Annotated in this window: 19 protein-coding genes and 1 pseudogene; 13 read left to right on the forward strand and 7 right to left on the reverse strand. The window is 41.3% G+C overall.

Annotated elements, in window-relative coordinates:
- The first annotated feature begins 71 nt into the window (after positions 1–71).
- The 4 genes from NBH07_RS11930 (at position 72) to NBH07_RS11945 (ending at position 3,176) form a co-directional block, all read left to right on the forward strand.
- Complete coding sequence (locus tag NBH07_RS11930) at positions 72–1,037, forward strand: DUF8464 domain-containing protein (RefSeq protein ID WP_008765442.1); 966 nt, start codon at positions 72–74, stop codon at positions 1,035–1,037.
- A gap of 145 nt (positions 1,038–1,182) precedes the next feature.
- Positions 1,183–1,566: a MobC family plasmid mobilization relaxosome protein gene (locus NBH07_RS11935; protein WP_008765441.1), complete on the forward strand. Its 384-nt coding sequence runs from the start codon at positions 1,183–1,185 to the stop codon at positions 1,564–1,566.
- Positions 1,532–2,452 (forward strand): relaxase/mobilization nuclease domain-containing protein, encoded by a 921-nt coding sequence (locus NBH07_RS11940; protein WP_008765440.1) that lies wholly within the window; start codon positions 1,532–1,534, stop codon positions 2,450–2,452. The genes NBH07_RS11935 and NBH07_RS11940 overlap by 35 nt, the downstream gene beginning before the upstream one ends.
- A 4-nt stretch (positions 2,453–2,456) precedes the next feature.
- Positions 2,457–3,176: a hypothetical protein gene (locus tag NBH07_RS11945; RefSeq protein ID WP_008765439.1), complete on the forward strand. Its 720-nt coding sequence runs from the start codon at positions 2,457–2,459 to the stop codon at positions 3,174–3,176.
- A gap of 88 nt (positions 3,177–3,264) precedes the next feature.
- Here the strand turns inward: NBH07_RS11945 and NBH07_RS11950 are convergent, their stop codons facing one another.
- Together NBH07_RS11950 and NBH07_RS11955 are read right to left on the reverse strand one after the other, a co-directional pair.
- Positions 3,265–3,555, reverse strand: coding sequence for a hypothetical protein (locus NBH07_RS11950; protein WP_005856047.1), 291 nt, complete (start codon positions 3,553–3,555; stop codon positions 3,265–3,267).
- 65 nt (positions 3,556–3,620) lie between these two features.
- Complete coding sequence (locus NBH07_RS11955) at positions 3,621–4,781, reverse strand: energy transducer TonB (protein ID WP_008765438.1); 1,161 nt, start codon at positions 4,779–4,781, stop codon at positions 3,621–3,623.
- A 705-nt stretch (positions 4,782–5,486) separates the two neighbouring features.
- Here NBH07_RS11955 and NBH07_RS11960 point away from each other — a divergent pair.
- The 7 genes and pseudogenes from NBH07_RS11960 to NBH07_RS11990 all read left to right on the forward strand — a co-directional run bounded on the left by NBH07_RS11960 (position 5,487) and on the right by NBH07_RS11990 (position 11,148).
- Complete coding sequence (locus NBH07_RS11960; protein ID WP_005861759.1) at positions 5,487–6,278, forward strand: type ISP restriction/modification enzyme; 792 nt, start codon at positions 5,487–5,489, stop codon at positions 6,276–6,278.
- Between the two features lie 2 nt (positions 6,279–6,280).
- Complete coding sequence (locus NBH07_RS11965) at positions 6,281–7,456, forward strand: DUF4297 family anti-phage-associated protein (RefSeq protein WP_005861760.1); 1,176 nt, start codon at positions 6,281–6,283, stop codon at positions 7,454–7,456.
- Positions 7,457–7,461: 5 nt separating this feature from the next.
- Positions 7,462–9,216 carry an anti-phage-associated helicase HerA gene (gene herA, locus NBH07_RS11970; protein ID WP_005861761.1) on the forward strand — a complete coding sequence of 585 codons (1,755 nt, stop codon included), beginning with the start codon at positions 7,462–7,464 and terminating at the stop codon, positions 9,214–9,216.
- A gap of 6 nt (positions 9,217–9,222) precedes the next feature.
- Positions 9,223–9,429, forward strand: coding sequence for a metallophosphoesterase (locus NBH07_RS11975; RefSeq protein WP_005861762.1), 207 nt, complete (start codon positions 9,223–9,225; stop codon positions 9,427–9,429).
- A complete protein-coding gene (locus tag NBH07_RS11980) occupies positions 9,410–9,724 on the forward strand; it encodes an exonuclease (RefSeq protein ID WP_011965932.1) in 315 nt (104 codons plus the stop codon). The genes NBH07_RS11975 and NBH07_RS11980 overlap by 20 nt, the downstream gene beginning before the upstream one ends.
- A gap of 19 nt (positions 9,725–9,743) precedes the next feature.
- Positions 9,744–10,781 carry a PDDEXK nuclease domain-containing protein gene (locus NBH07_RS11985; protein WP_005861764.1) on the forward strand — a complete coding sequence of 346 codons (1,038 nt, stop codon included), beginning with the start codon at positions 9,744–9,746 and terminating at the stop codon, positions 10,779–10,781.
- A gap of 11 nt (positions 10,782–10,792) precedes the next feature.
- A pseudogene (locus NBH07_RS11990) lies at positions 10,793–11,148 on the forward strand (GNAT family N-acetyltransferase).
- Between the two features lie 114 nt (positions 11,149–11,262).
- On the opposite strand, the gene NBH07_RS11995 reads toward NBH07_RS11990, so the two are convergent.
- Genes NBH07_RS11995 through NBH07_RS12015 form a run of 5 tightly spaced genes read right to left on the reverse strand, consistent with a single transcriptional unit; the run spans position 11,263 to position 18,064 of the window.
- Positions 11,263–12,132: a DUF7281 domain-containing protein gene (locus NBH07_RS11995; protein ID WP_250833516.1), complete on the reverse strand. Its 870-nt coding sequence runs from the start codon at positions 12,130–12,132 to the stop codon at positions 11,263–11,265.
- 11 nt (positions 12,133–12,143) lie between these two features.
- Positions 12,144–15,809 (reverse strand): ATP-binding protein, encoded by a 3,666-nt coding sequence (locus NBH07_RS12000; RefSeq protein ID WP_005861766.1) that lies wholly within the window; start codon positions 15,807–15,809, stop codon positions 12,144–12,146.
- On the reverse strand, positions 15,793–16,344 hold the full coding sequence (locus tag NBH07_RS12005) for a condensin complex protein MksE (protein ID WP_005861767.1): 552 nt from the start codon (positions 16,342–16,344) through the stop codon (positions 15,793–15,795). The genes NBH07_RS12000 and NBH07_RS12005 overlap by 17 nt, the downstream gene beginning before the upstream one ends.
- A 10-nt stretch (positions 16,345–16,354) precedes the next feature.
- The gene (locus NBH07_RS12010) at positions 16,355–17,551 is read right to left on the reverse strand and encodes a hypothetical protein (RefSeq protein WP_005861768.1); all 1,197 of its coding nucleotides are present in this window, start codon (positions 17,549–17,551) and stop codon (positions 16,355–16,357) included.
- Between the two features lie 12 nt (positions 17,552–17,563).
- The gene (locus NBH07_RS12015; protein WP_156682357.1) at positions 17,564–18,064 is read right to left on the reverse strand and encodes a methylated-DNA--[protein]-cysteine S-methyltransferase; all 501 of its coding nucleotides are present in this window, start codon (positions 18,062–18,064) and stop codon (positions 17,564–17,566) included.
- Positions 18,065–18,221: 157 nt separating this feature from the next.
- Between NBH07_RS12015 and NBH07_RS12020 the strand changes: the two genes are divergently transcribed.
- Together NBH07_RS12020 and NBH07_RS12025 are read left to right on the forward strand one after the other, a co-directional pair.
- Entirely contained in the window at positions 18,222–18,704 is a 483-nt protein-coding gene (locus NBH07_RS12020) for a ferritin (protein WP_005861772.1), read from the forward strand.
- A 118-nt stretch (positions 18,705–18,822) separates the two neighbouring features.
- Positions 18,823–19,263: a DUF695 domain-containing protein gene (locus NBH07_RS12025; protein WP_005861774.1), complete on the forward strand. Its 441-nt coding sequence runs from the start codon at positions 18,823–18,825 to the stop codon at positions 19,261–19,263.
- Positions 19,264–19,917 lie beyond the last annotated feature (654 nt).

Here is a 19,917-nt window from a genome sequence, read left to right on the forward strand (position 1 = left end):
TATATATAACGGACTAAACAGGATTGGTGCATTTTTCAACTATTTTTTAATCCCCAAAAAAAGAAAATGTTATGAACATCGAAGATGTAAAACAAATACCCATCGCAGACTATCTGCATAGTTTAGGTTACTCTCCTGTCAAGCAGCAGGGTAACGGCTTATGGTACAAATCACCATTAAGGGAGGAACACGAACCATCTTTCAAGGTGAACACTGACCGCAACCTTTGGTATGATTTTGGCGCAGGCAAGGGCGGCAACCTCATAGCATTGGCAAAGGAACTCTATTGTTCCGACAGCCTGCCATACCTTTTAAACCGGATAGCGGAACAGAGACCGCACGTCCGCCCGGTCAGTTTTTCTTTTCCCCAGCGTAGGACAGAACCGAGTTTCCAGCATTTGGAAGTCCGTGACCTTACCCATCCGGCATTGCTCCGTTACTTGCAGGGACGGGGTATCAATATCGAACTGGCAAAAAGAGAATGCAAGGAACTCCATTTTACCAATAACGGCAGACCGTTCTTCGCTATCGGTTTCTCGAACATGGCAGGAGGTTATGAAGTGCGCAACTCTTTTTTCAAAGGCTGCATCGCCCCGAAAGACATCACCCACATACAGCAGCAGGGAGAGCCGAGGGAGAAATGTTTGGTGTTCGAGGGTTTCATGGACTACCTCTCTTTCCTTACGCTCCGCATGAGGAACTGTCCGGCCATGCCCGACCTTGACAGGCAGGATTATGTCATTCTTAACTCTACCGCTAATGTGTCGAAAGCCCTTGACGTGATGTCCCCGTATGAGCGCATCCACTGTTTGCTTGATAATGACAAGGCGGGGTTTGAAGCGACACGGGCTATCGAATTGGAATACTCCTACCATGTGCGTGACTTCTCGCACAATTATAGGGGCTATTCGGACTTGAACGATTACCTGTGCGGCAGGAAGCAGGAACAGAAAAACGCAGCCAGCCAAGTGCAGGAAACGAAGCAGGAAACCGGACAACGTGCCGCCCCAAGACAAAAGAGAGGCAGGGACATTTAATCCGGCAGGACTATCAACGGCTGGCGGTTTATTTGGAGAGCAAGGTTATGTTTCGGTATACCGAAACCACCTTGCTTTGCTCACCGCAAAGGAAATCGCTCCCGTTGGTCGCAATTTCTAATATACCACCTAAAAGTAAAAAGACATGAAGAAGATACAGGACAAGCTGGGCGGTCGTCCGGCAAAAAAACGGACGGACAAGCAGAAAAAAGTAGTCAGTACGAAACTGACCGAGTTGCAGTATTACGCCATCAGAAAGCGAGCCGGGGAAGCCGGGTTGCGTATCAGTGAGTATGTCCGGCAGGCGGTTGTTTCGGCAGAGGTTATACCCCGGCTGAACAGGCAGGATGCGGACACCATCCGTAAGCTGGCAGGGGAAGCCAACAATATCAACCAGCTGGCGCACCGGGCAAATGCCGGAGGTTTCGCACTGGTGGCGGTGGAACTTTTGAAGCTCAAAGATAGGATTGTTGAAATCATAAACCATTTGTCGGATGATTGGAAAAATAAAAAAGGGAAGCGGTTTTAAGGGCTGTGTGAACTATGTGTTGGGCAAGGAGCAGGCGGTTTTGCTTCATGCGGACGGGGTTCTGACTGAAAGCCGGGGCGATATAATCCGCAGCTTCTGTATGCAGACCGGGATGAATCCCGATTTGAAGAAGCCTGTCGGACACATTGCGTTAAGCTATTCGGCAGTGGATGCACTCAAATTGACAGACGGGAAGATGATACAGCTTGCGCAGGAGTATATGCGTGAAATGAAAATCACCGATACGCAGTATATCATCGTGCGCCACCAAGACCGGGAACACCCACATGTGCATATCGTATTCAACCGTATTGACAACAACGGCAAGACCATTTCGGACAGGAACGACATGTACCGTAACGAACAGGTATGCAAGAAGCTGAAAGCCAAACACGGGCTTTATTTCGCCAAGGGGAAAGAGCAGGTGAAGCAGCACCGATTGAAAGAGCCGGACAAGTCGAAATACGAGATTTACACGGCTGTGAAGAATGAAATCGGTAAATCCCGTAACTGGCAGCAGTTACAGCAGCGGTTAGCGGAAAGGGGTATCACCGTCCGGTTCAAACGAAAGGGACAGACCGATGAGATACAGGGCATATCCTTTTCCAAAGGCGAATACACGTTCAAGGGTTCGGAGATAGACCGCAGTTTCAGTTTTTCCAAACTGGATAAATGTTTCGGGGATGCAGGAATGAATGTTGCCGAAAGCCAACGGCAAACAACTTTCGCACCCGTTCGGGAGCAAGCACCTGCACCGGGCAAGGCTGACAGTCCGTTGATAACTGGTTCGCTCGGTCTGTTTTCCGCTTCTTCTCCCCCAGTGGATGAAGAACCTAATTTTAATTTGAGAAAGAAGAAGAAAAAGAAAAAACAACTTAAATTGTAAAGACATGGAAGATAATTTGATTTTAGAGGGGCTTCTCTCTATGGTTACGGAACTGAAAGAGAAGCTGGAAGCACAGGTAACGCCAGCCAGCCGGGAGGAAACTCTCGAACGGCTGGGAACAATCGAACAGGCATTGTCGGAACTGCACAGTAATTCGGCTGTTCCCGAAGAGAAGTTGCAGGTTATCCAAAGTCAGCTTGACGACATAAGGAGCAGGATGCAAGGTCAGCAGAAGAACATAGAGGACACCAAGAAAATAACATTGGAAACCTACCGTTGTTTCAAGGTAATGATTGATACTTTGGGTTCTTGCAGGACGGATAAAGAGGAAGCTACGTCCTTACCGTTCTATCAACGGATTTACAACAAGGTTACTTCTTGGGTTCGTCCGGGATTGTTTGTTTTTTCGGCAGTGCTGGTTATTTGTTCCGCTTCCATATTCTTGAACGTCCGTTTGGTTACACGTATGCAGCAGTTGCAGGACAACGATATAAAATACCGCTATTTGCTGATGCAAGGACAGGCAGACGGAGAAGTCTTTGATATACTGGAAACCAAATTCAATTGGCAGAGAGATAACGGTTTTATCCAAAGTCTAACCGATTCTGTGATAGATTTTGAGTATCGCAGCAGGAAGCAGGCGGAAGCGTTGGAGCGTGCAAGGTTACTCAATGAACAAGCCGAGCTGTTGAGAAAGGAAGCCGATAAACTGGGTAAGCCATAAGCGGAGTAAAGCCGGAGTGATGAATCATGTTTATCGCCCGGCTTTTCAAATTCATTTATTTTTCTTCGGACAGCATGTCGTTAGGTATTCAGAAGAATAATTTATAACAAAGTATGCCCAATAAAAATAATCCTAAAAGGCATATTGCAAAAATTATATATGCCTTGAATAGATAAATTTGGTCTGACTGTTCTTTTGCTATGGTATTTTTACGGATTTCCTCTATCGTTTCAATGGAAATGTTGGATAAATTAATATTTTTTCCCTTGTTTACGAGGTATTTATGATGTTCTTTCATCCTTTCTTTATTCAATTTGCGAAGCTCACGGTTCTCTTTGTCCCGTTGTAGCATATCATTTATACAGCCTAATGTTCCCATTTTTTAGTTTAAATTTAATTTCTGTTTTGATAATTCAATTATAATCACGATGTTCATTCAAGGATTTACCGATTATCATTTTTAAATAAAACAGGTACAGTCCAAACGGAGTTGTGATATTCACCTTTCCCGTAATAATTGATGGTAGGAGTCCACCGTGGCATACCTTTTATGATTTGCAATACTTGCTTATCCCATTCTGGTATGCCGCAACTTCGTAAGGTTTCTACCTTTATTATTTCTCCGTAAGAATCAATTCGTATCGTATAAATCCCTTTGGCTTCTTTTTTGCCGTTCAATAGCTTGGGGTCGTATGTTAGGCGTTCATTGATGTAGTTGGTAACTGCATACGGATTTGCTTTTTCAAAATAAGACACAGTTTCCCATTCCACAAAACTTTGTTTCAATTCTTCCTTTGCAATGCTGTCTGCTTTTACTCTATCTCTATAATGTTGTGGTAAGAATGGTACATATACTGTATGGAAGCATTCTATTCGTTTACCGTTCTTATCCCTGCAAGGCAGACAGTGTGGAAGTTCTTTTGTTAATCTAATTATTTCTTTGTCAAACTCTTTATGGATAGTAGTCAGAATATTGATTTCACGAGGTAAACCCAGTGTGTCGATGGAAAACATCACAACAGAATGACCTGCCACATTCTTTTTCAGTAACTCTTTGGGGTATTTCATTTGAGAAACGAAATACTTTTCCAAGTCATAATCCCATACAGCCCATCGGGGATATTCTTTGATAGCCTGAGTTTTATTGATAGGAGCAGTACCCTTGTTCCAAATATCTTCTTTGCGCCAAATACTATCCAAACGTTCTTCGTTCTCTCGTTGCCCTTGAATACTGTTATCTGTTGTACATCTGACAGGCGTAACTCCGATTGTCAAACTTTCCGGTAGATAAAGGAATGTCAGAGTACTATCTGTAAGTTCTTGAATGATATAATTTTTACCCGATTCAAAAACTTTGATTGTATCTCCATGCAAAGAATAGGAATAGAATGTTTTGGTTTGTTTTTCATCATATAGAAATGTAGTTCTCCATCCGGCACTACGAAATTCCATTTCCATTGCATATTGTTTGTCTTTAGGAAGTTGCACTTTCCATATTTTGTTCTCTAATAAAGCAGACATATTTGCACACTTCTTGTCTTGTGCTAAAAGTGGGCTGACAAGATTGAAAGAAAATATAAATAATATGGGTAGAAAATGTTTCATAACCAATTATATAAACAATATTCAAATATAGTGAAAGTTAATAATAGAACAGCTTGTTAAGCTATTTCTTTCTTATTAAGTTTGAACAAATTAACTTTTAATATTCAAGAAAAGGCTTTCCTATACATTGCAAGTTTAGTTTATCCCTTTGTCTATATATCCAAAACGAACTAAACCTACTTTTATAGACAGCAAAATATATATACTGGCGAAAAGAAAAACAGTATTCTTCTTTTCGCCAGTTTTACTTTTATGGTTAGAGGGCTTTTGTTACCTTTGCACATGAAGCCCACCACAAAGCGATTTCTTCGTTTTTTTGTTACTATTTTGTTACCCACTATTAGTAATAGGTGGGCTTTTACTCTGATAATCAGCATTATATTATGTTGTATATATAATATGTGGCAAAATATTTTTAACAGTTATCAGCTGTGGAAAAAGAGAAATAAAGAATTGGAAAATTAAATATCGATAGCTGATATATAATAATTTGACCACAGAATATTTTCGTCTTCTTTTTTGCGTATTCACTATTTTTTCTATAAATTGCCACTGTTTATCAGTGAGGTTGGTTGAATATTGTTCCATAACTTAATGTTTTAGTAACCACTAGGTTTTAAATAATATATCGGTTAATTAACTGATATTCAATATGATATATAATTATATAGTAATTGTTTTAATTCATTTTTAAACAGTTTCTTAATGTCTGAAACGATTGTTGACTTGAATTTTCTTGAGGCTGGAGTTCAATGTTTCCCAATGTATCACTATGAGGAACGTAAAATTGAGAGTAAAACTTTGTTTGATGATGCCGAGGACACCATTCAGAATAATTATATTCGTCGTGATGCCATCTCCGATTTCATTTCAGAACGTTGTCGCAAAGCCTACGGTCCACATGTGAGTAAAGAAGATATTTTTTACTATGTTTACGGCATTCTGCACAGCACGGAATATCGCACCGCCTTTGCCGCCGACCTTAAAAAGATGTTGCCCCGTATTCCATTAGTGGATGAAGCCCTTGATTTTTGGAGTTTTAGCAAAGCAGGAAGAAACTTAGCGGAATTGCATTTGAACTATGAGAATCGTCCTTCGGCAACCGGAGTCATTGTGACCTATAATACCATTCCGCAGAGCGAAATAGAAAAAGTAATGCAATCAGGCGAGATGGAGACAATCAATTATCAAGTTGAAAAGATGCGCTTTCCCTCCAAAACGGATAAAAGCAAAATTATATACAACAGCCAGATAACGATTGAAAATATACCAGCCACAGCTTATGAATACATAGTAAATGGCAAAAGTGCTATCGAATGGATTATGGAGCGTTATGCCGTCATCACTCACAAAGATAGCGGCATCACTAATAATCCTAATGACTGGGCAACGGAACATGACAATCCCCGCTATATATTGGATTTGCTCCTCAGCGTTATTTTATTAAGTATAGAGATGATGGAGATAGTGAATGGATTACCGAAATTAACCTTTTAAATATGGCAAAAGAACGTTCAGCAATAGCAACAATCAAAGGATATTATTATCAATTTGACTATTTTATCCTTCAGTTACTAAAATGCAATAATGAAACTGATTCCATTTGTATTGAAGGCATCGAGGATGTTGATTTAAAAACAGTTGATGAAAGTACTGCTATTCAATGCAAATATTATGCAGGAACAGAATATAATCATTCTGTTATAGCTCAACCATTGCGATATATGTTAGATCATTATCTATCAAAAGCTAATAATGGTATAAAATATAAGATTTATGGGTATTACAAATCAGGTCAAGATAAACTTATATTACCTATTAATATAGAATTTTTTAAAAGTAACTTTATAAGTCTAAAAGCATTTAAAGGTCTTTCGATAGAAGATAAACAAATAATATCATTTTTATCAAATTTGGAGATAGATATTGCAGCAAGAGAGTTTGAACAGCAAGAGACTGATATTTTTAATGAACTAAAAAGACTCTTTAGCTGTAATGATTTTGAAGCAGAATACTTTTATTACAATAATTCATTAAGAATAGTAAAAGAATTATCGATAAATCCGGATATTTCTCAAAGAAGAATAACAAAACGTGAATTTATTGATAAAATCAATAGTAAGGATATATTTTTCAACCAGTGGTTCTTGATAAAAAAAAGCATCAAAGAATATTGCTTAATGATTAAAAGAGAATATTTTTCTCCTTTAAATTTATCTCCTTTTGAACGTTTTTTTGTTATAGAGTGCGACTCGATAATTTCTGATACAGAAATAAAATCTTTACTAATCCAAATTGGAAATAAATATTCAAAAATAGAAGCAAAAAATCCAAGTCCATTCTGCCCTTATGTATATCTATATGGTTTACCTGAGAATAGATTGAAAAATATTTTAAAAAGTTTACATGATGACAACTTTATTTTTATAGATGGCTACGATTATAAAGATGCTGAATTTTCAGTCAATTCAATTGTTAAAAAGGCTACTTGTTACAATGGATTAAAACTTAAAATCTTGTACAATAAGGAAGATTTAGATTCTGTAATAGATAGTATACAAAAGACTCGAAAGATTTATCAATTTTATACAAGAATACCTTTTTATGAAAATACGAACCATGAACATATCAAGATATTAGTTGAACAAACAATTCATATCAATAAAATAATATAATTATTATGGTAGAACAAGAAAAAATTAATGCAGAAGTAATATCTGTATTTCCCAATAAAGTAAAAATATCAGTAGATAAATTAGAAGATTTCTGTTTAGCAGAAGAAAAGCTTAAAGTTGGTTCATATTTAAGAATCGCAGACAATGATAATGCTGTGTTAATTGCCATTATTGAGAACTTTTCCATTGAAGTTGGAGCAGATAAGGAAGGAAATGCAACAAGAAAGTATATTCTTGAAGCTAATCCCTTAGGATTGATTCGTGGTGACAAGTTTGAGCGTGGTGGAGATACAATAGCTATTCCACCTAAAAAAGTTGAGCCTGCTAAGAAAGAAGAAATTTCTAAAATTTATGAAGAATCTCTTGAGGCAAAAGACAAGTTCACTTTCTCTAAACTTTCTACAAATAAAGATATTTCGGTTCCTGTAAATGGTAATAAGTTTTTCAATAAGCATATTGCCATCGTAGGATCAACAGGTTCAGGGAAATCCCATACTGTAGCGAAACTAATTCAAAGTGCTACACATGAAAAAACAGGAGAATATTCTGGTTTGAATAATTCTCATATTATAATATTTGATATTCATTCAGAATACAAATCAGCATTTCCAGATGCAAACTTTATTGATATCAATAATCTTATACTCCCATATTGGCTTCTTAATGGGGATGAATTGGAAGAGCTTTTTTTAGAATCAGGAGATTTTAATAATTACAATCAGGCTTCTTTGTTACAAAAAGTGATAACTGAAAACAAGAAAAAATATAATTCAGAACTAGAAAATATATCTTTTGATACACCCGTGAAATTTATTTTAAATGAAGTAATCACTTGTTTGTCAAATCTTTCTAGAGAAACGAAGGATTATAAAAAGACAAATGAAATAGCAATAAAAGAAGCGCATCAGTGTTTTAATGATGAGTCAGCTAAAATTAATCATTACTTTACGAAAATATATACATTTGAAGAGCCAAAGAGCCAAAATTATTCAAAGGGTACGTACGCAGACGGAAGCATTGACAAATTTATCTCTAGAATAAAAAGTAAAGTTAATGATAAAAGATTAAATTTTCTTTTAGGTGAAATCACAGAAGACGTTACATTCGAAGATACTTTAAAGCATTTAATTGCTTATGAGGAAACAAAACATTCCAATATCACAATTATAGACTTAAGTGGGGTTCCATTTGATGTGTTAAGTATTACCGTTTCTTTGATTTCAAGGATAATATTTGAATATGGTTATTTTTATAAACGACTAAGATGCTCAAAGAATGGTGAGGAAAGAATTAATAACGATGTCCCTATCTTACTTGTGTATGAAGAAGCTCACAAATATGTTCCCAATAGTGATTTGGCAAAATATCGGTCATCTAAACACTCCATTGAAAGAATAGCAAAAGAGGGACGTAAATATGGTGTATCTTTACTCTTAGCTAGTCAGAGACCTTCTGAAATATCAGAAACAATATTTTCTCAGTGTAACAATTTTTTAGCCATGCGATTAACAAATCCAAACGATCAAAATTATGTAAAGAGACTGTTGCCGGATACACTTGGAAATCTTATTGATAAAATGCCGACACTCAAAGCCGGAGAGTGTATATTAATAGGTGAATCAGTTATACTACCTTCAATAGTTCAAATAGATCGTTGTAGCCCAGAACCATCGTCAAATGATATCCCTTATTGGAAATTATGGAAAGAGGAATGGAAAGATCTCAAAATAGATGAGATAAAAAAAGAATGGTATAAATAATAATAAATGAAAATAATCCATACCGCAGATTGGCATTTAGGGCAAACGTTTTTTGAATATGACCGTAAAGGTGAACATACTCTATTTTTGACGTGGCTTCGAGAGCAAGTGAAAGTTCACGAGGTGGATGGGTTGTTTATTGCCGGAGATTTGTTTGATATCCCAAACCTATCGGCTGAAAGGAGTGCAAGTGATGTACAGAGAACTTTTTGATATACTACCTATGCCGGACAAAAGTAAACCTTTCATTGTAATGTGGTATTTGCAGGCTACGTGTTCGAAGATTTTGGAAAAGAACCGTGCCGAACGCACTATTATCGGAAGGTTAGAGTGTTTTTCGTCTGAAGTATTCGACGAAAAGATTGCATACACGGCACTCGGACATTTGCACCGTACCCAAAGGGTGTTAAGGCATGAGAATGCCCGATATGCTGGTGCTCCGTTACCGATGTTATTTGTTGAAAAAAATAACAAAGAAGGTGTTACTGAAGAAAATATAATAGATTAGCATTGAAAAGATTCATGATATGGCAAAAGAAATAAGAATAAATGATAACGAGTACGCTCAAATATTGCAGCAGGCGGTTTCTGAGATTCAAACTGCTCGCACGACCGTTGCTCGGCAAGTAAACACTACCGTCAATTCTGTATATTGGAATATCGGGAAGTTACTCTTTGATAGAAATTTAGAGAGTGGATATGGTAGTGGCGTGGTTAAACGATTGTCAGTGGACTTGAAAGAACAGTTTCCGGATATGGGATTGTCTCCTCGTAACCTTTGGAATATGAAACGCCTATACGAGCGTTATTATCAAGAAGATACAAAACTGCTACAAGCTGTGGCAGTTTTACCTTGGGGACATAATTTACTACTGTTGGATAAGTCGTTGTCAGCTAATGAAGCCTTATTCTACGCAGAAGAGTGCTTGCAAAAAGGTTGGTCGAGAGATATGCTGCTCAATGCAATAAAGATGAATACCTACGCAGCCCGTCAGACGAAAATCAAAACGAATAACTTTGATGCCGTACTGCCGATGGCGCATGCCGACTATGCTAATGAAGTATTTAAAAGTTCGTACAACTTAGGATTCCTTAGAATAACAGAGCCTGTTAAGGAGTTGGAACTGGAGAAGCGATTAGTATCTAAAATCAAGTCGTTTATACTGGAGTTGGGCAAAGGTTTTTCTTTTATCGGAAACCAATATCGTCTGGAGTATAACAATAAGGAATATGCAGTGGATATGCTCTTTTTTCACAGAGGTTTGAGGTCGCTCGTTGCGATTGAATTGAAGCTCGGGGCCTTCAAGGCAGAGTATGTAGGCAAGATGAATCTCTACCTTTCGCTGCTTGACCGCTTGGAAAAAGGAGAGAATGAGAACCCGTCAATCGGTATCATTCTTTGCGCCGACAAGGACCACTTGGATGTAGAGATTGCTTTGCAAGATATAAACAAGCCGATTGGGGTTGCCGAGTATCAACTGCTGCTGCCCAAAGACGAACTTCAGGCATTACTCATTCAAGAAATTAATTCCATCGAGGAGAGTGGTGATGTAAGCGAGGAGTAGCAACTTTTGTTTTGCTACTCCAAAAACTTTCCTACCTTTGCATTCGAGCTTTATTTCAGAATACCGTATTGGTGGTGAACAGGTGCGATTATTCGCAAGCTGAGGTAGAAGATTGGGCATCTACATTCGATGTTTGTTCACAAGGACTTCCAAAGTAAAGGTATCGTTACGATACTTTTAAACGATATAGAGCGGTATGCGATTACGGCTGGTATCACACGAGTTACATCGGAAGTGAGCCTAACCGCTCGCCTTTTCTTTGAAAAAAAGATATATAGTAGAAGTGGAACGAAAACGCAAGGCTAATCAGCTTTGTCTTATTAATTTTTGGATGGCAAAAGAGCTTGATAAAGGTGAAAACTTATAAGATTTCAAGGCGAAAAAAAGTAAGTTAACTTTGCGGCCAAGTAAGTTGACTTAAATGATGAAGTAAGTTAACTTACTTTGGGATTGAAGCTTGCTTGTTTTGAATGCGTGTCTTTTATCTATTTTGAAGATATCCTTCTTGCTCATAGATACGACGGTAGCGGTGGATCATCGCTACGAGTGGTTTCAGCCGTTCGTCAATTACTTTCATCTCTTTAAAACGTTCGTACTGTAGGTTGTAAAGGAGGGTGTTTCCCGTTTGAAGACGCGTCTCGATGTCGGAAGGTATAAAGAAGCGGGCCTTAAGACCGAGATGAGTGAAGAATTCAGTGAGGAAAATGTGAATGCCGGCAAGATCGAAATCCCCAAAATGAAGATAGGGATTGGAAATGGCCCGCAACCATGTGCGAAGATCCGAACTCTGGGGATAACGAGAGACAAATAATACCTTGATATTTTTGAACAAATGCCTCATCTGCTCTATATGCTGGAAGTTTTCTCCATTCTCGATACCTACCACCGTAACATCATCCGCCAAGCGGAAATGCGTGAAATCTTCTATAAAGAGAGAGAGTCCCTGCGGAGGGTTGATTAGCAGCGGTTCTCCATACAGCGACGTTTCAATGGGCTGATAACTTTTAACGAGGAATCCGGTAAAACTACGGGTACTTTTCGCCTTAGAACGTGATGTAACTTCTACTTGTCTGGCACGGCTCACCGTTTCGCCACTCTCCATTACCTTGATCCACTCATCCAGCGAGACTTGTATCCCATATCGCTGTGCTAAATAGATAGATAACGCATTTGCGTCTCTCAGTTTGAATTTTCTTCTGCTACCATAGACTTGCTGCCAAATCAAATCCTCGGAGAGCGGTTCTTCTGCCATCTGTTTGGAAAGCCCGGAAGAGGGCACGCTCTCGCCTTGCATCATTTGCGACAGTTTACGGGCATCGCCCAAACGTAAATTCTGTTCTCTATCAATCATGGTTCCTAACATTAATTATCATATTTCAATAATGGCGTAACTTTGGTGTTGGCTCCACTGTCCTTACCCAACAAATATGTGTAGCGATAGCTCTCTACATTATAGGTAGTAGGTGAGGAGTTGATAAGCAAAATGTTGCGACTGTTGGCGAAGTCAAGGATACCCTTCACGTTGGTGGGGTGCAATTTCCCGATCTCATCCATCATGCAATGCAAACGAAACTCTCCAAACTTGTGTGAGGCTTTCTCTTTGAAGACATTGATGAGCATAATGTTCACCATGGCCTTTACCAGGATGTCCGTTCCATCCGAACCTACATTTGATATCTTTTCTACCCATCCCGTATCGTTGTCATTCTCCGTGATGCGGAACTCCAGTTTAAACGTATCGGTGAGCAGCAACCGCTTACGGGACGGTTCATTTTGCAATTCCTTCATGAGGTTGAGCAAATAGCGCACGGCCTGCCTGTTGATGACCTCGCGCAGATCCATTTGCGAGAAGAGGTCTACTTCACCCATATTGAATTCGTTCTCATCGCAAAATTTCTTTATTTCCTTGAGGAGTTGCATCAGTCGGTCGCTGCTGGGTTGTGCACGGAGTTCTATTTTGCGTATCACTCCCGCAAAGTTACGGCGCTCGAAATCCTTGTTGATATTGCCTATGGTACGATGTATCTCACCTTCATTCTGGGTAAGCTCGCCTACCGCTTTGGAGATGCGCTGAATGATGTGTGTATAGCGTTCGCTGATTTGTTTCTGAAAATCGAGGATCTTATTATTATCCACAAACTCGCAGAGGTTGGAGGCAAAATCCAGATAGTCTTCCTCCGTAGACAGATCGGTGCGGAAACTGAACGTGTTCTTGGCCGAGAAGTTGCTTTTAAACAGATTAACCATCCGTTTGAATTCTTCCAATTGTTTCATGCGGCCGGTGATATGGTCTTTCAACTCTTGCACCAACTCTGCGCAACTCTTCCAGGTCTGCCTCTCTTCGGTCACTACTACTTCGGGTGGGCAGAAAGTGGAGTCTTCGTGAAATTTGGCGGCCTGTGCCAAACCTTCCTCCAAGCTTCTCTTTGTTTCGATGCCCTTGCCTAATAAGGCTTGCTGATGTTTTTCTTGTATGTTCAGTTTCTCGCTACGCAAAGTGAAACGTTCTTCAAGCGTGGCCAATTCATCCTCAAGCATCTTCTTTCTACTGCGAAGTTGTGGTTCACGATCAAAAAGTTCCTCTTTGTCCTTTTGATAGCGGATGGTGTCGGGGAAATGTTTCTCGATGTAAGCCAGCTCTTTTTGAATCTGCAGGATGCGTGCGTCATATTTTCCGATGGCTGCCGTGTCGGCGCCTTTTCCGCTAAGCTCCGCTTGTTGGGAAGCCTCCAGTTCTTTACGGCGTTCCAGCGATTGCTGCTTGTGAAGTTTTATTTCTGTCTCGATACTGTTGCGGTAGTTATTCAGTTCCTGTTCCAGCCGGAGCTTCTTCTCTTTGTAACTTTTCTCGCATACCTTAAGACGATGCGCACGATCAGCCTTCAACTTCTTTATCTCTTCCTCGCAAAGCGCCAGTCGATGAGCCGTATCGTTCTGTTTCATCCGGATTTCAACCATACGCTGTTCACGCCAATCGTCCGTCTTCTTTTGCCATGAGGCGGATTGTGCCATGGCGTTCTTGATGAATGCGGGAAGCTGAAGTTGTTCGGATTCTTGCAGACGCTGTCGGTCTGTTATCTCACGCAAGCGCTTGTTGTATTGTTTCTTCAAAGCCTCCGTTTGCTCTGCCAATTCTTGGTGTAGCATATTGATCCGCTTGACGCACTGTGACAATGCTCCTTGGTATATGGCCAGTTCTGCTTTCAATTCCTCGGGGGTACGGAAATTGCGTTCCAATGCCGTAAGGTCTATTTGCACGCCATACAAGGAAGCCTCCCCTTGGTTGGTTACCTGCGGCGCCAAGTCATTGCGATAAAGTATTTTCTCTTCATCGGCTATTTTTCCGATCGTATCTTTCCATGCGGGTTTGTTCCTGTCCAGCCATTCGGCCAGCGAACCTTTGCGCCGTTCGATGAGCGACTCCAGCCGGGCTATTTGTTCCTCTATCTCTTGCTTCTCTTTTTGTGCGTTAGCGAGAGGCTGAGCCTGTGCCAACTCCAATTCCCGTAACTTCATTCCAGCCTCTTGACGCAGGCTTACAGCTTGCGTAGAGAGTTGCTGAATGGACATTTTCAACTCCTGCGCACGAGTATTCAGTTTGTTCAGTTCCTCGTCGGCTTTGGCATGTTCTTCTTTATAGGGAGCTTCGTGGGCTATCCGTAGCAACTCATTGTTTTGTTGCGATTTCTCCTCTCGTAGTTGCTGGAGTTTGTCTGCCGAGAGTTGCGATTTCTCCTCAAAACGCGTATATACCTCGTTCTCTTCATTGCGCCGTGTCTGCATCAAGCTCTCGTTCTGCTTATTTGTCGCATATTCCCTTTCGTTCACCAATGCGTGTTGCGCATTCTCAAAGGCTCGAAAGTCGGTATCTACCCGTTCTATAAGTGCGCTGTATTTGGCTATGACATCATCGTAGGCACGTGTGAGTTCCTGCCTCCGTTGCTGTTGGCGTGTTAATTCATCGGTAACCGCACTTTTCTGCTCTACCCTGCGAATTATTTCGGTAATGTTCATCTGCTCGTACTCCAGCTGTTTCTGCTTGGCACGTTTTAAGTCGGCATCAACCGAGCCTTTCTCTTTTATCAATTTGTCCCGTCCCTCTTGGTATTTCTTTGTCTCCTCACTTTGTAAGCGATGTACACGTTCCAGCTCGGTTTTGTGTCTGGATATTTCCTCGTCAATTAATGGGCGCTGCTTCAAGGCTGATTTCTCTGCATAGCATAATTCGGCACGTCCCTTGGCTATGTGGCTATCCATGTACAATAAGTCGCGATAGCTTTGCATCACTTTCCCGGCTTGTCTTTGTACCGGCGACCCTCCGGGTTTTTCATTGTCCAGCCAAAGCGTAACGTCATTGTAATTCTGTTCGAAATCTTTCGTCTGGTTACGGTAGACATCAAGGTCTATATTCACCTCTTCCTCATTCATGGAGCGGATTATCGTGTCCTTGATGAAATCGGCATCCAGCTTGGAGTTGAGGAACACATTCTGTATGGTTCGGGGGATATTCTGATAATTGGGGCTTTCTACGATAGCGTATTTACGGAAACCTATGAGATCGGGACGACGATTGTTGCCGAAAATAATATCCCGGAACTCTTGATAAGAAACGACGATACGACTGATTTGCGTCTCTGTGCCAATGGCTTTGCGAATAGAGATCCAATCAGCACGAACCTCACGACGCTCGTTGACGAACCATGACGACTGATAGGGTGCGTCAATAAATCGATAAGCCACACGCCCTTGTTGCTTGAAAGCCATCACGCAATAAGGGCCGTTTTCACGCATCACCTCGTAGACGATGAATGAGTTGGCATAAGGAAGGTAGAACTCATCGTAGCTTCTTTTCTCTTTGGGTATGCCTAGCCTCAGCTTATCGGCGTTGTAAAAGAAAAGAATAGCCCGGAGCAGCGTACTCTTTCCTACACCCTGCGTACCAATGAAATGCACGTTTCCGTCCAGTTGAATCTCGGAATAAGGGATATGCGCACTATTCAGGAAAACTATTTTATTCAGGTATCTCATCTTGTCCCTCTTCTGTTATGTTAATACAATCTACCAACTCTTCTATATAATGAAAAGCCGTTAGTACCTTCCAAGTGCCTTCGTCCTCGTCTTCATACTCTATAAATCCCATAGTCTTTAACTCATTGATGAGCTTATCAACGATTTCCTCGAAACCTTTCTTGTCGCTAAAGAGTTCCTTGGCTTGCTCCTTCAGCTCGATTTCGGTACGTATTTGTGTCACTATGTCCGACTTGCTGAATACGAAACCGGGGCCGAAGGCTGAATTGTAGGTTTTCAAGAAGCAGAGATAATCTATCCAGCGAGCGGCGGCTTCGAGTTTACGATCTATATCCGCCTTGCTTTCTTTACGTGCGAAAAAGTAGTAGCCATTGCCGCTTTCAAGATAGAAACCTATGCCTTTATAATATTCATAATAGTCGGTCAACTCCTCTTCGATGGCATCGTAGTAGCGACGGACTGCGGGCGAAAGGCTATTGGACGAGATAAATCCGCCATGGCTCAATGTACTGTATATTTCTTCGGTATATTTCATGGTTGATGAATTATTTAGGGAAAACTAAGGGATACTCTACCTGTCCCTTACATTCGTAACGGTCGGAAAAGTTCAAATCTTCGGCATATTCAGAGGCTATCTGGCAGAAAAAGACGAGCTTGTCTTCTGTACTTACCGCATTCTTATAAGCGTAATTCATGACAAAAGCGAAAAGATGCTCGCCGGAAGCCACAAACGAGTTGTACACTTCCCTCAAGTTCACTTGATCGATCACTTCCGCCTTACCTTCCAGATATTCGGTAGGTATTGCTTCCGCTACGTCTCTCGATTTATCGTCACGCCTTTTAAGCTTAGTGGCGAGTTTCTTGATAAGTGTCAGCGCTTCGTCCGAATTGCGCAGGTAATCTATTGAAAGTTTGATGCGATAACTAGGTTGCGGCTCCATCCACACATGGTTACGTTCAGCCAGCACTTGCTTGATATTCGTATTCTCCTCCAGCAGGAATTGCTCTTTAAGATACTTCAGCTTGCGTACTTTCTCGAAGATTCGATTTTGGTATTCGATCATGTTGAGGTAATGAACGATTTGCCGCTGTATCTCCATGAGGTTGTGGGAGGAGTCGATGAGTTGCAACTTCACGTCGCTCACCGTGGCACGCATCTGGGCATCCATTGCCTTGCGGAAGAAGAGCAATTGATCTTTATCGATCGCATTTTCGCACTTGTTGATGAGTTGGATGATATTCTTCAGTTTCTCGCCCAGTCGTTGCAGTTTTACTTTCTTTATCTGATAGTTCGGCTCGTTCTTATACGTGCTGTCCAGATTCCGCTTCAGGTCGATCACGTTGCGTACCGTGGTGAGCGCTATGTTCTTGAGCGTACGGCGCACGTCATTATGGTAGTTATATCGCCGCCTCTCGTTATTCTCTTTCAGATAATACTCTATCTGCTCGTTCAGCTTGCTGAGATGTCCTTGTATATAGGCTACATTCACCTCTTCGTTCACTTGCAGCACCTCCTCGAAGAACTTTAGGTAAATGTCTTCCATCTCCAAGAAATCGCCGCTACTACGTATCACTCCGTGATTGATTAAGCTCTGTACCCGCTCCTCCTTATAATCGGTCAGCTCCACCGCGAAATCGTATTTGAAAGAAAGGGAGGTCCGTTTATGAAACATCTCACGTAGCAGTTCCCTCTCTCGGTCGAGCGTACGAACCAATTCATCGATAGAACGAAATGTGCGCATACTGATACGGTTTTAGAATCCTTTGGCCCGTTCGATTGTAAGCAGGCTCCTTTTTTTGTCGATACCTCCGGCGTATCCGGTTAGGCTGCCATCGCTGCCTACGACACGGTGGCAGGGGATGATGATACTGATCGGGTTATGGCCTACCGCTCCTCCGATCGCTTGCGTAGACATGCTCGGGATACCTTTTTGCCGGGCGATTTCCCCGGCGAGCTCCTTGTAGGTTACGACTTCGCCATAAGGTATTTTGCTCAATAAGTCCCATACCGCAAGTCGGAAAGGCGTATCCTCCAGATGGATAGGAGGGGTGAAGCTGGGAATCTTACCCATGAAATAGCTATCCAGCCACTCTTTGGTTAACTCGAATATCGGCAGTTCTCTTTCTTGGTGTTCCGCCGATAAAGTGGCGGCAAAATATTTTTGCCCGTCGAACCATAATCCTGTCAGGTGGTCGCCATCGCTGGCTAGGGTTATTTCTCCCAAGGGAGATCGATATTTGTCGGTGTATTGCATGATGTTTATCAAATAAGGGCGTAAGTTAGAAAAATTTTCGAAAGTAGCCAATATCTAAGGGCGGAAATGAGATAAGGAATCCTACTTTTATTTATATTTGCATAGTGAAATTTCGTGAACGGATAATACTTCAACATTTTTAAACAATGATAAAATTATGATCTTAAGTAGAAATTTATCAGAGGCGTTCAATGCCCAAGTTAATGCGGAGATGTGGTCTTCGAATTTGTATTTGTCAATGTCCGTGTATTTCCAGAAAGCAGGGTTGAACGGTTTCGCCCATTGGATGAAGAAACAAGCGGCTGAGGAATTGGAGCATGCTCATAAGTTGATCGATTACGCCTTGGATCGTGGCGGCGATATTACGATCGGCCAGATCAACGTGGTTCCGACAGGCTGGGGAAATCCGTTGGAGGTATTCGAGCATGTTTACAAACACGAGTGCTATGTATCAGAGTTGATCGACAAATTGGTTGATATCGCCGAGGCTGATAAGGATCATGCTTCCCGTGATTTCTTGTTCTGGTTCGTACGCGAGCAAGTAGAGGAAGAATCTACGGCTAAAGAGATCGTGGATCAATTGAAGAATTATGGGGAATGCCATTACGCCATTATGGATCATAGATTAGGAAAGAGATAATAAATTTCCGTCGAGAAATATAAAAAGGCTGTATCTTCACCGGACGCAGCCTTTTTTGTCGTATTTTTACCCGGTAAAGTCAGTAAGGAATACTTATAGATAAATAGAAAATATAAATATGAGATTAAGCGATGTATGGTTTACGGCTCTCTCGGAAAACGAGTCAGGGCAAATGATTACCGTTTACGGGCGGGACGAGTTGAATGAGTTCACCGAATCCGGTAAGTTCAAGGAACGTGTCGAGATCACTTGGAAATACGAGGGAGATGGGAGAGGCCTTCCTAGCGATGACCTTGGCGAGAAAATGGAGGCCGTGGAGGAAGCGCTTCGTAAGGCGATGGAAAAGAAAGACAAGCTGGCTATCCTGACGGGTGTCTATACCGGAGGAGGAGAGAAGGTCTGGGTGTTTTACACACGTACCGTGCGTGTATTCGGCGAACGCTTGAATGAGGCCTTGGCTCCTTTCGAGTTACTGCCCATCTCTATTTATACCGAGATGGATCCGGATTGGGAAGAATATAAGGATATGTATGAGATGAAAGAGTGGGCGGTGGATTGAGATCCTGTGCTTCGAGTTTGGCGTGAAAGGTATCTTTTTGATTGAAATACCTTCTTTTTCACGACACGGCTCTCTGGCTATAAAAGCCAACGAGCGTAAGCGGGGAGTGCGAACAAGCTGCCACAACCGCTTTTTAACATGATAAGCGTCGCTTTTTAACGAATATATACGTATCAACCTACACATATGGCTGTATCAACTCACACATATAGCAGTGTCAACCCACACATATAGTCGCGTCAAGCTACACATATAGTGGCGTAAGCCTACACATATATAGGCATCGGCCCTCGCATGCGGTAGCGTTGGGCATTATTACCGCCTTACGACCGTAAAACATGAACTAGGGTGAATTATTTCGGCTGGAACGAAAGGCCGTTTTTTAGCAAACAGCTATCAAACAGAGAATTGCTGTTTTTTTCTCTCGAATTTGGAAGCGAGACGCACTTGGGTACGGAATAATCGATTCTCCGGGACTTCAGATTACAAGTTGTCAAAAAGACAAATGTGTCACTTGTATCTATAGTTCCTCTGCCATTTCCCGATAACCATCGGGGGAGAGATGGTTAATGTATATTAAGACTGTCACTCATCTTTTCATCAAGATGGATGAAAATCTCGGTGGATGTGCTTTCTATGTTGACGACATTAAAA

The organism is Parabacteroides sp. B2-S-102 (genome assembly GCF_023656665.1).
Lineage (GTDB): Bacteria > Bacteroidota > Bacteroidia > Bacteroidales > Tannerellaceae > Parabacteroides > Parabacteroides distasonis.

Excerpts from the sequence above, each read along its gene's own strand:
- NBH07_RS11930 (WP_008765442.1), top strand. The coding sequence starts at position 72 with ATGAACATCGAAGATGTAAAACAAATACCCATCGCAGACTATCTGCAT.
- NBH07_RS11935 (WP_008765441.1), top strand. The coding sequence starts at position 1,183 with ATGAAGAAGATACAGGACAAGCTGGGCGGTCGTCCGGCAAAAAAACGG.
- NBH07_RS11940 (WP_008765440.1), top strand. The coding sequence starts at position 1,532 with ATGATTGGAAAAATAAAAAAGGGAAGCGGTTTTAAGGGCTGTGTGAAC.
- NBH07_RS11945 (WP_008765439.1), top strand. The coding sequence starts at position 2,457 with ATGGAAGATAATTTGATTTTAGAGGGGCTTCTCTCTATGGTTACGGAA.
- NBH07_RS11950 (WP_005856047.1), bottom strand. The coding sequence starts at position 3,555 with ATGGGAACATTAGGCTGTATAAATGATATGCTACAACGGGACAAAGAG.
- NBH07_RS11955 (WP_008765438.1), bottom strand. The coding sequence starts at position 4,781 with ATGAAACATTTTCTACCCATATTATTTATATTTTCTTTCAATCTTGTC.
- NBH07_RS11960 (WP_005861759.1), top strand. The coding sequence starts at position 5,487 with ATGTCTGAAACGATTGTTGACTTGAATTTTCTTGAGGCTGGAGTTCAA.
- NBH07_RS11965 (WP_005861760.1), top strand. The coding sequence starts at position 6,281 with ATGGCAAAAGAACGTTCAGCAATAGCAACAATCAAAGGATATTATTAT.
- herA (WP_005861761.1), top strand. The coding sequence starts at position 7,462 with ATGGTAGAACAAGAAAAAATTAATGCAGAAGTAATATCTGTATTTCCC.
- NBH07_RS11975 (WP_005861762.1), top strand. The coding sequence starts at position 9,223 with ATGAAAATAATCCATACCGCAGATTGGCATTTAGGGCAAACGTTTTTT.
- NBH07_RS11980 (WP_011965932.1), top strand. The coding sequence starts at position 9,410 with ATGTACAGAGAACTTTTTGATATACTACCTATGCCGGACAAAAGTAAA.
- NBH07_RS11985 (WP_005861764.1), top strand. The coding sequence starts at position 9,744 with ATGGCAAAAGAAATAAGAATAAATGATAACGAGTACGCTCAAATATTG.
- NBH07_RS11995 (WP_250833516.1), bottom strand. The coding sequence starts at position 12,132 with ATGATTGATAGAGAACAGAATTTACGTTTGGGCGATGCCCGTAAACTG.
- NBH07_RS12000 (WP_005861766.1), bottom strand. The coding sequence starts at position 15,809 with ATGAGATACCTGAATAAAATAGTTTTCCTGAATAGTGCGCATATCCCT.
- NBH07_RS12005 (WP_005861767.1), bottom strand. The coding sequence starts at position 16,344 with ATGAAATATACCGAAGAAATATACAGTACATTGAGCCATGGCGGATTT.
- NBH07_RS12010 (WP_005861768.1), bottom strand. The coding sequence starts at position 17,551 with ATGCGCACATTTCGTTCTATCGATGAATTGGTTCGTACGCTCGACCGA.
- NBH07_RS12015 (WP_156682357.1), bottom strand. The coding sequence starts at position 18,064 with ATGCAATACACCGACAAATATCGATCTCCCTTGGGAGAAATAACCCTA.
- NBH07_RS12020 (WP_005861772.1), top strand. The coding sequence starts at position 18,222 with ATGATCTTAAGTAGAAATTTATCAGAGGCGTTCAATGCCCAAGTTAAT.
- NBH07_RS12025 (WP_005861774.1), top strand. The coding sequence starts at position 18,823 with ATGAGATTAAGCGATGTATGGTTTACGGCTCTCTCGGAAAACGAGTCA.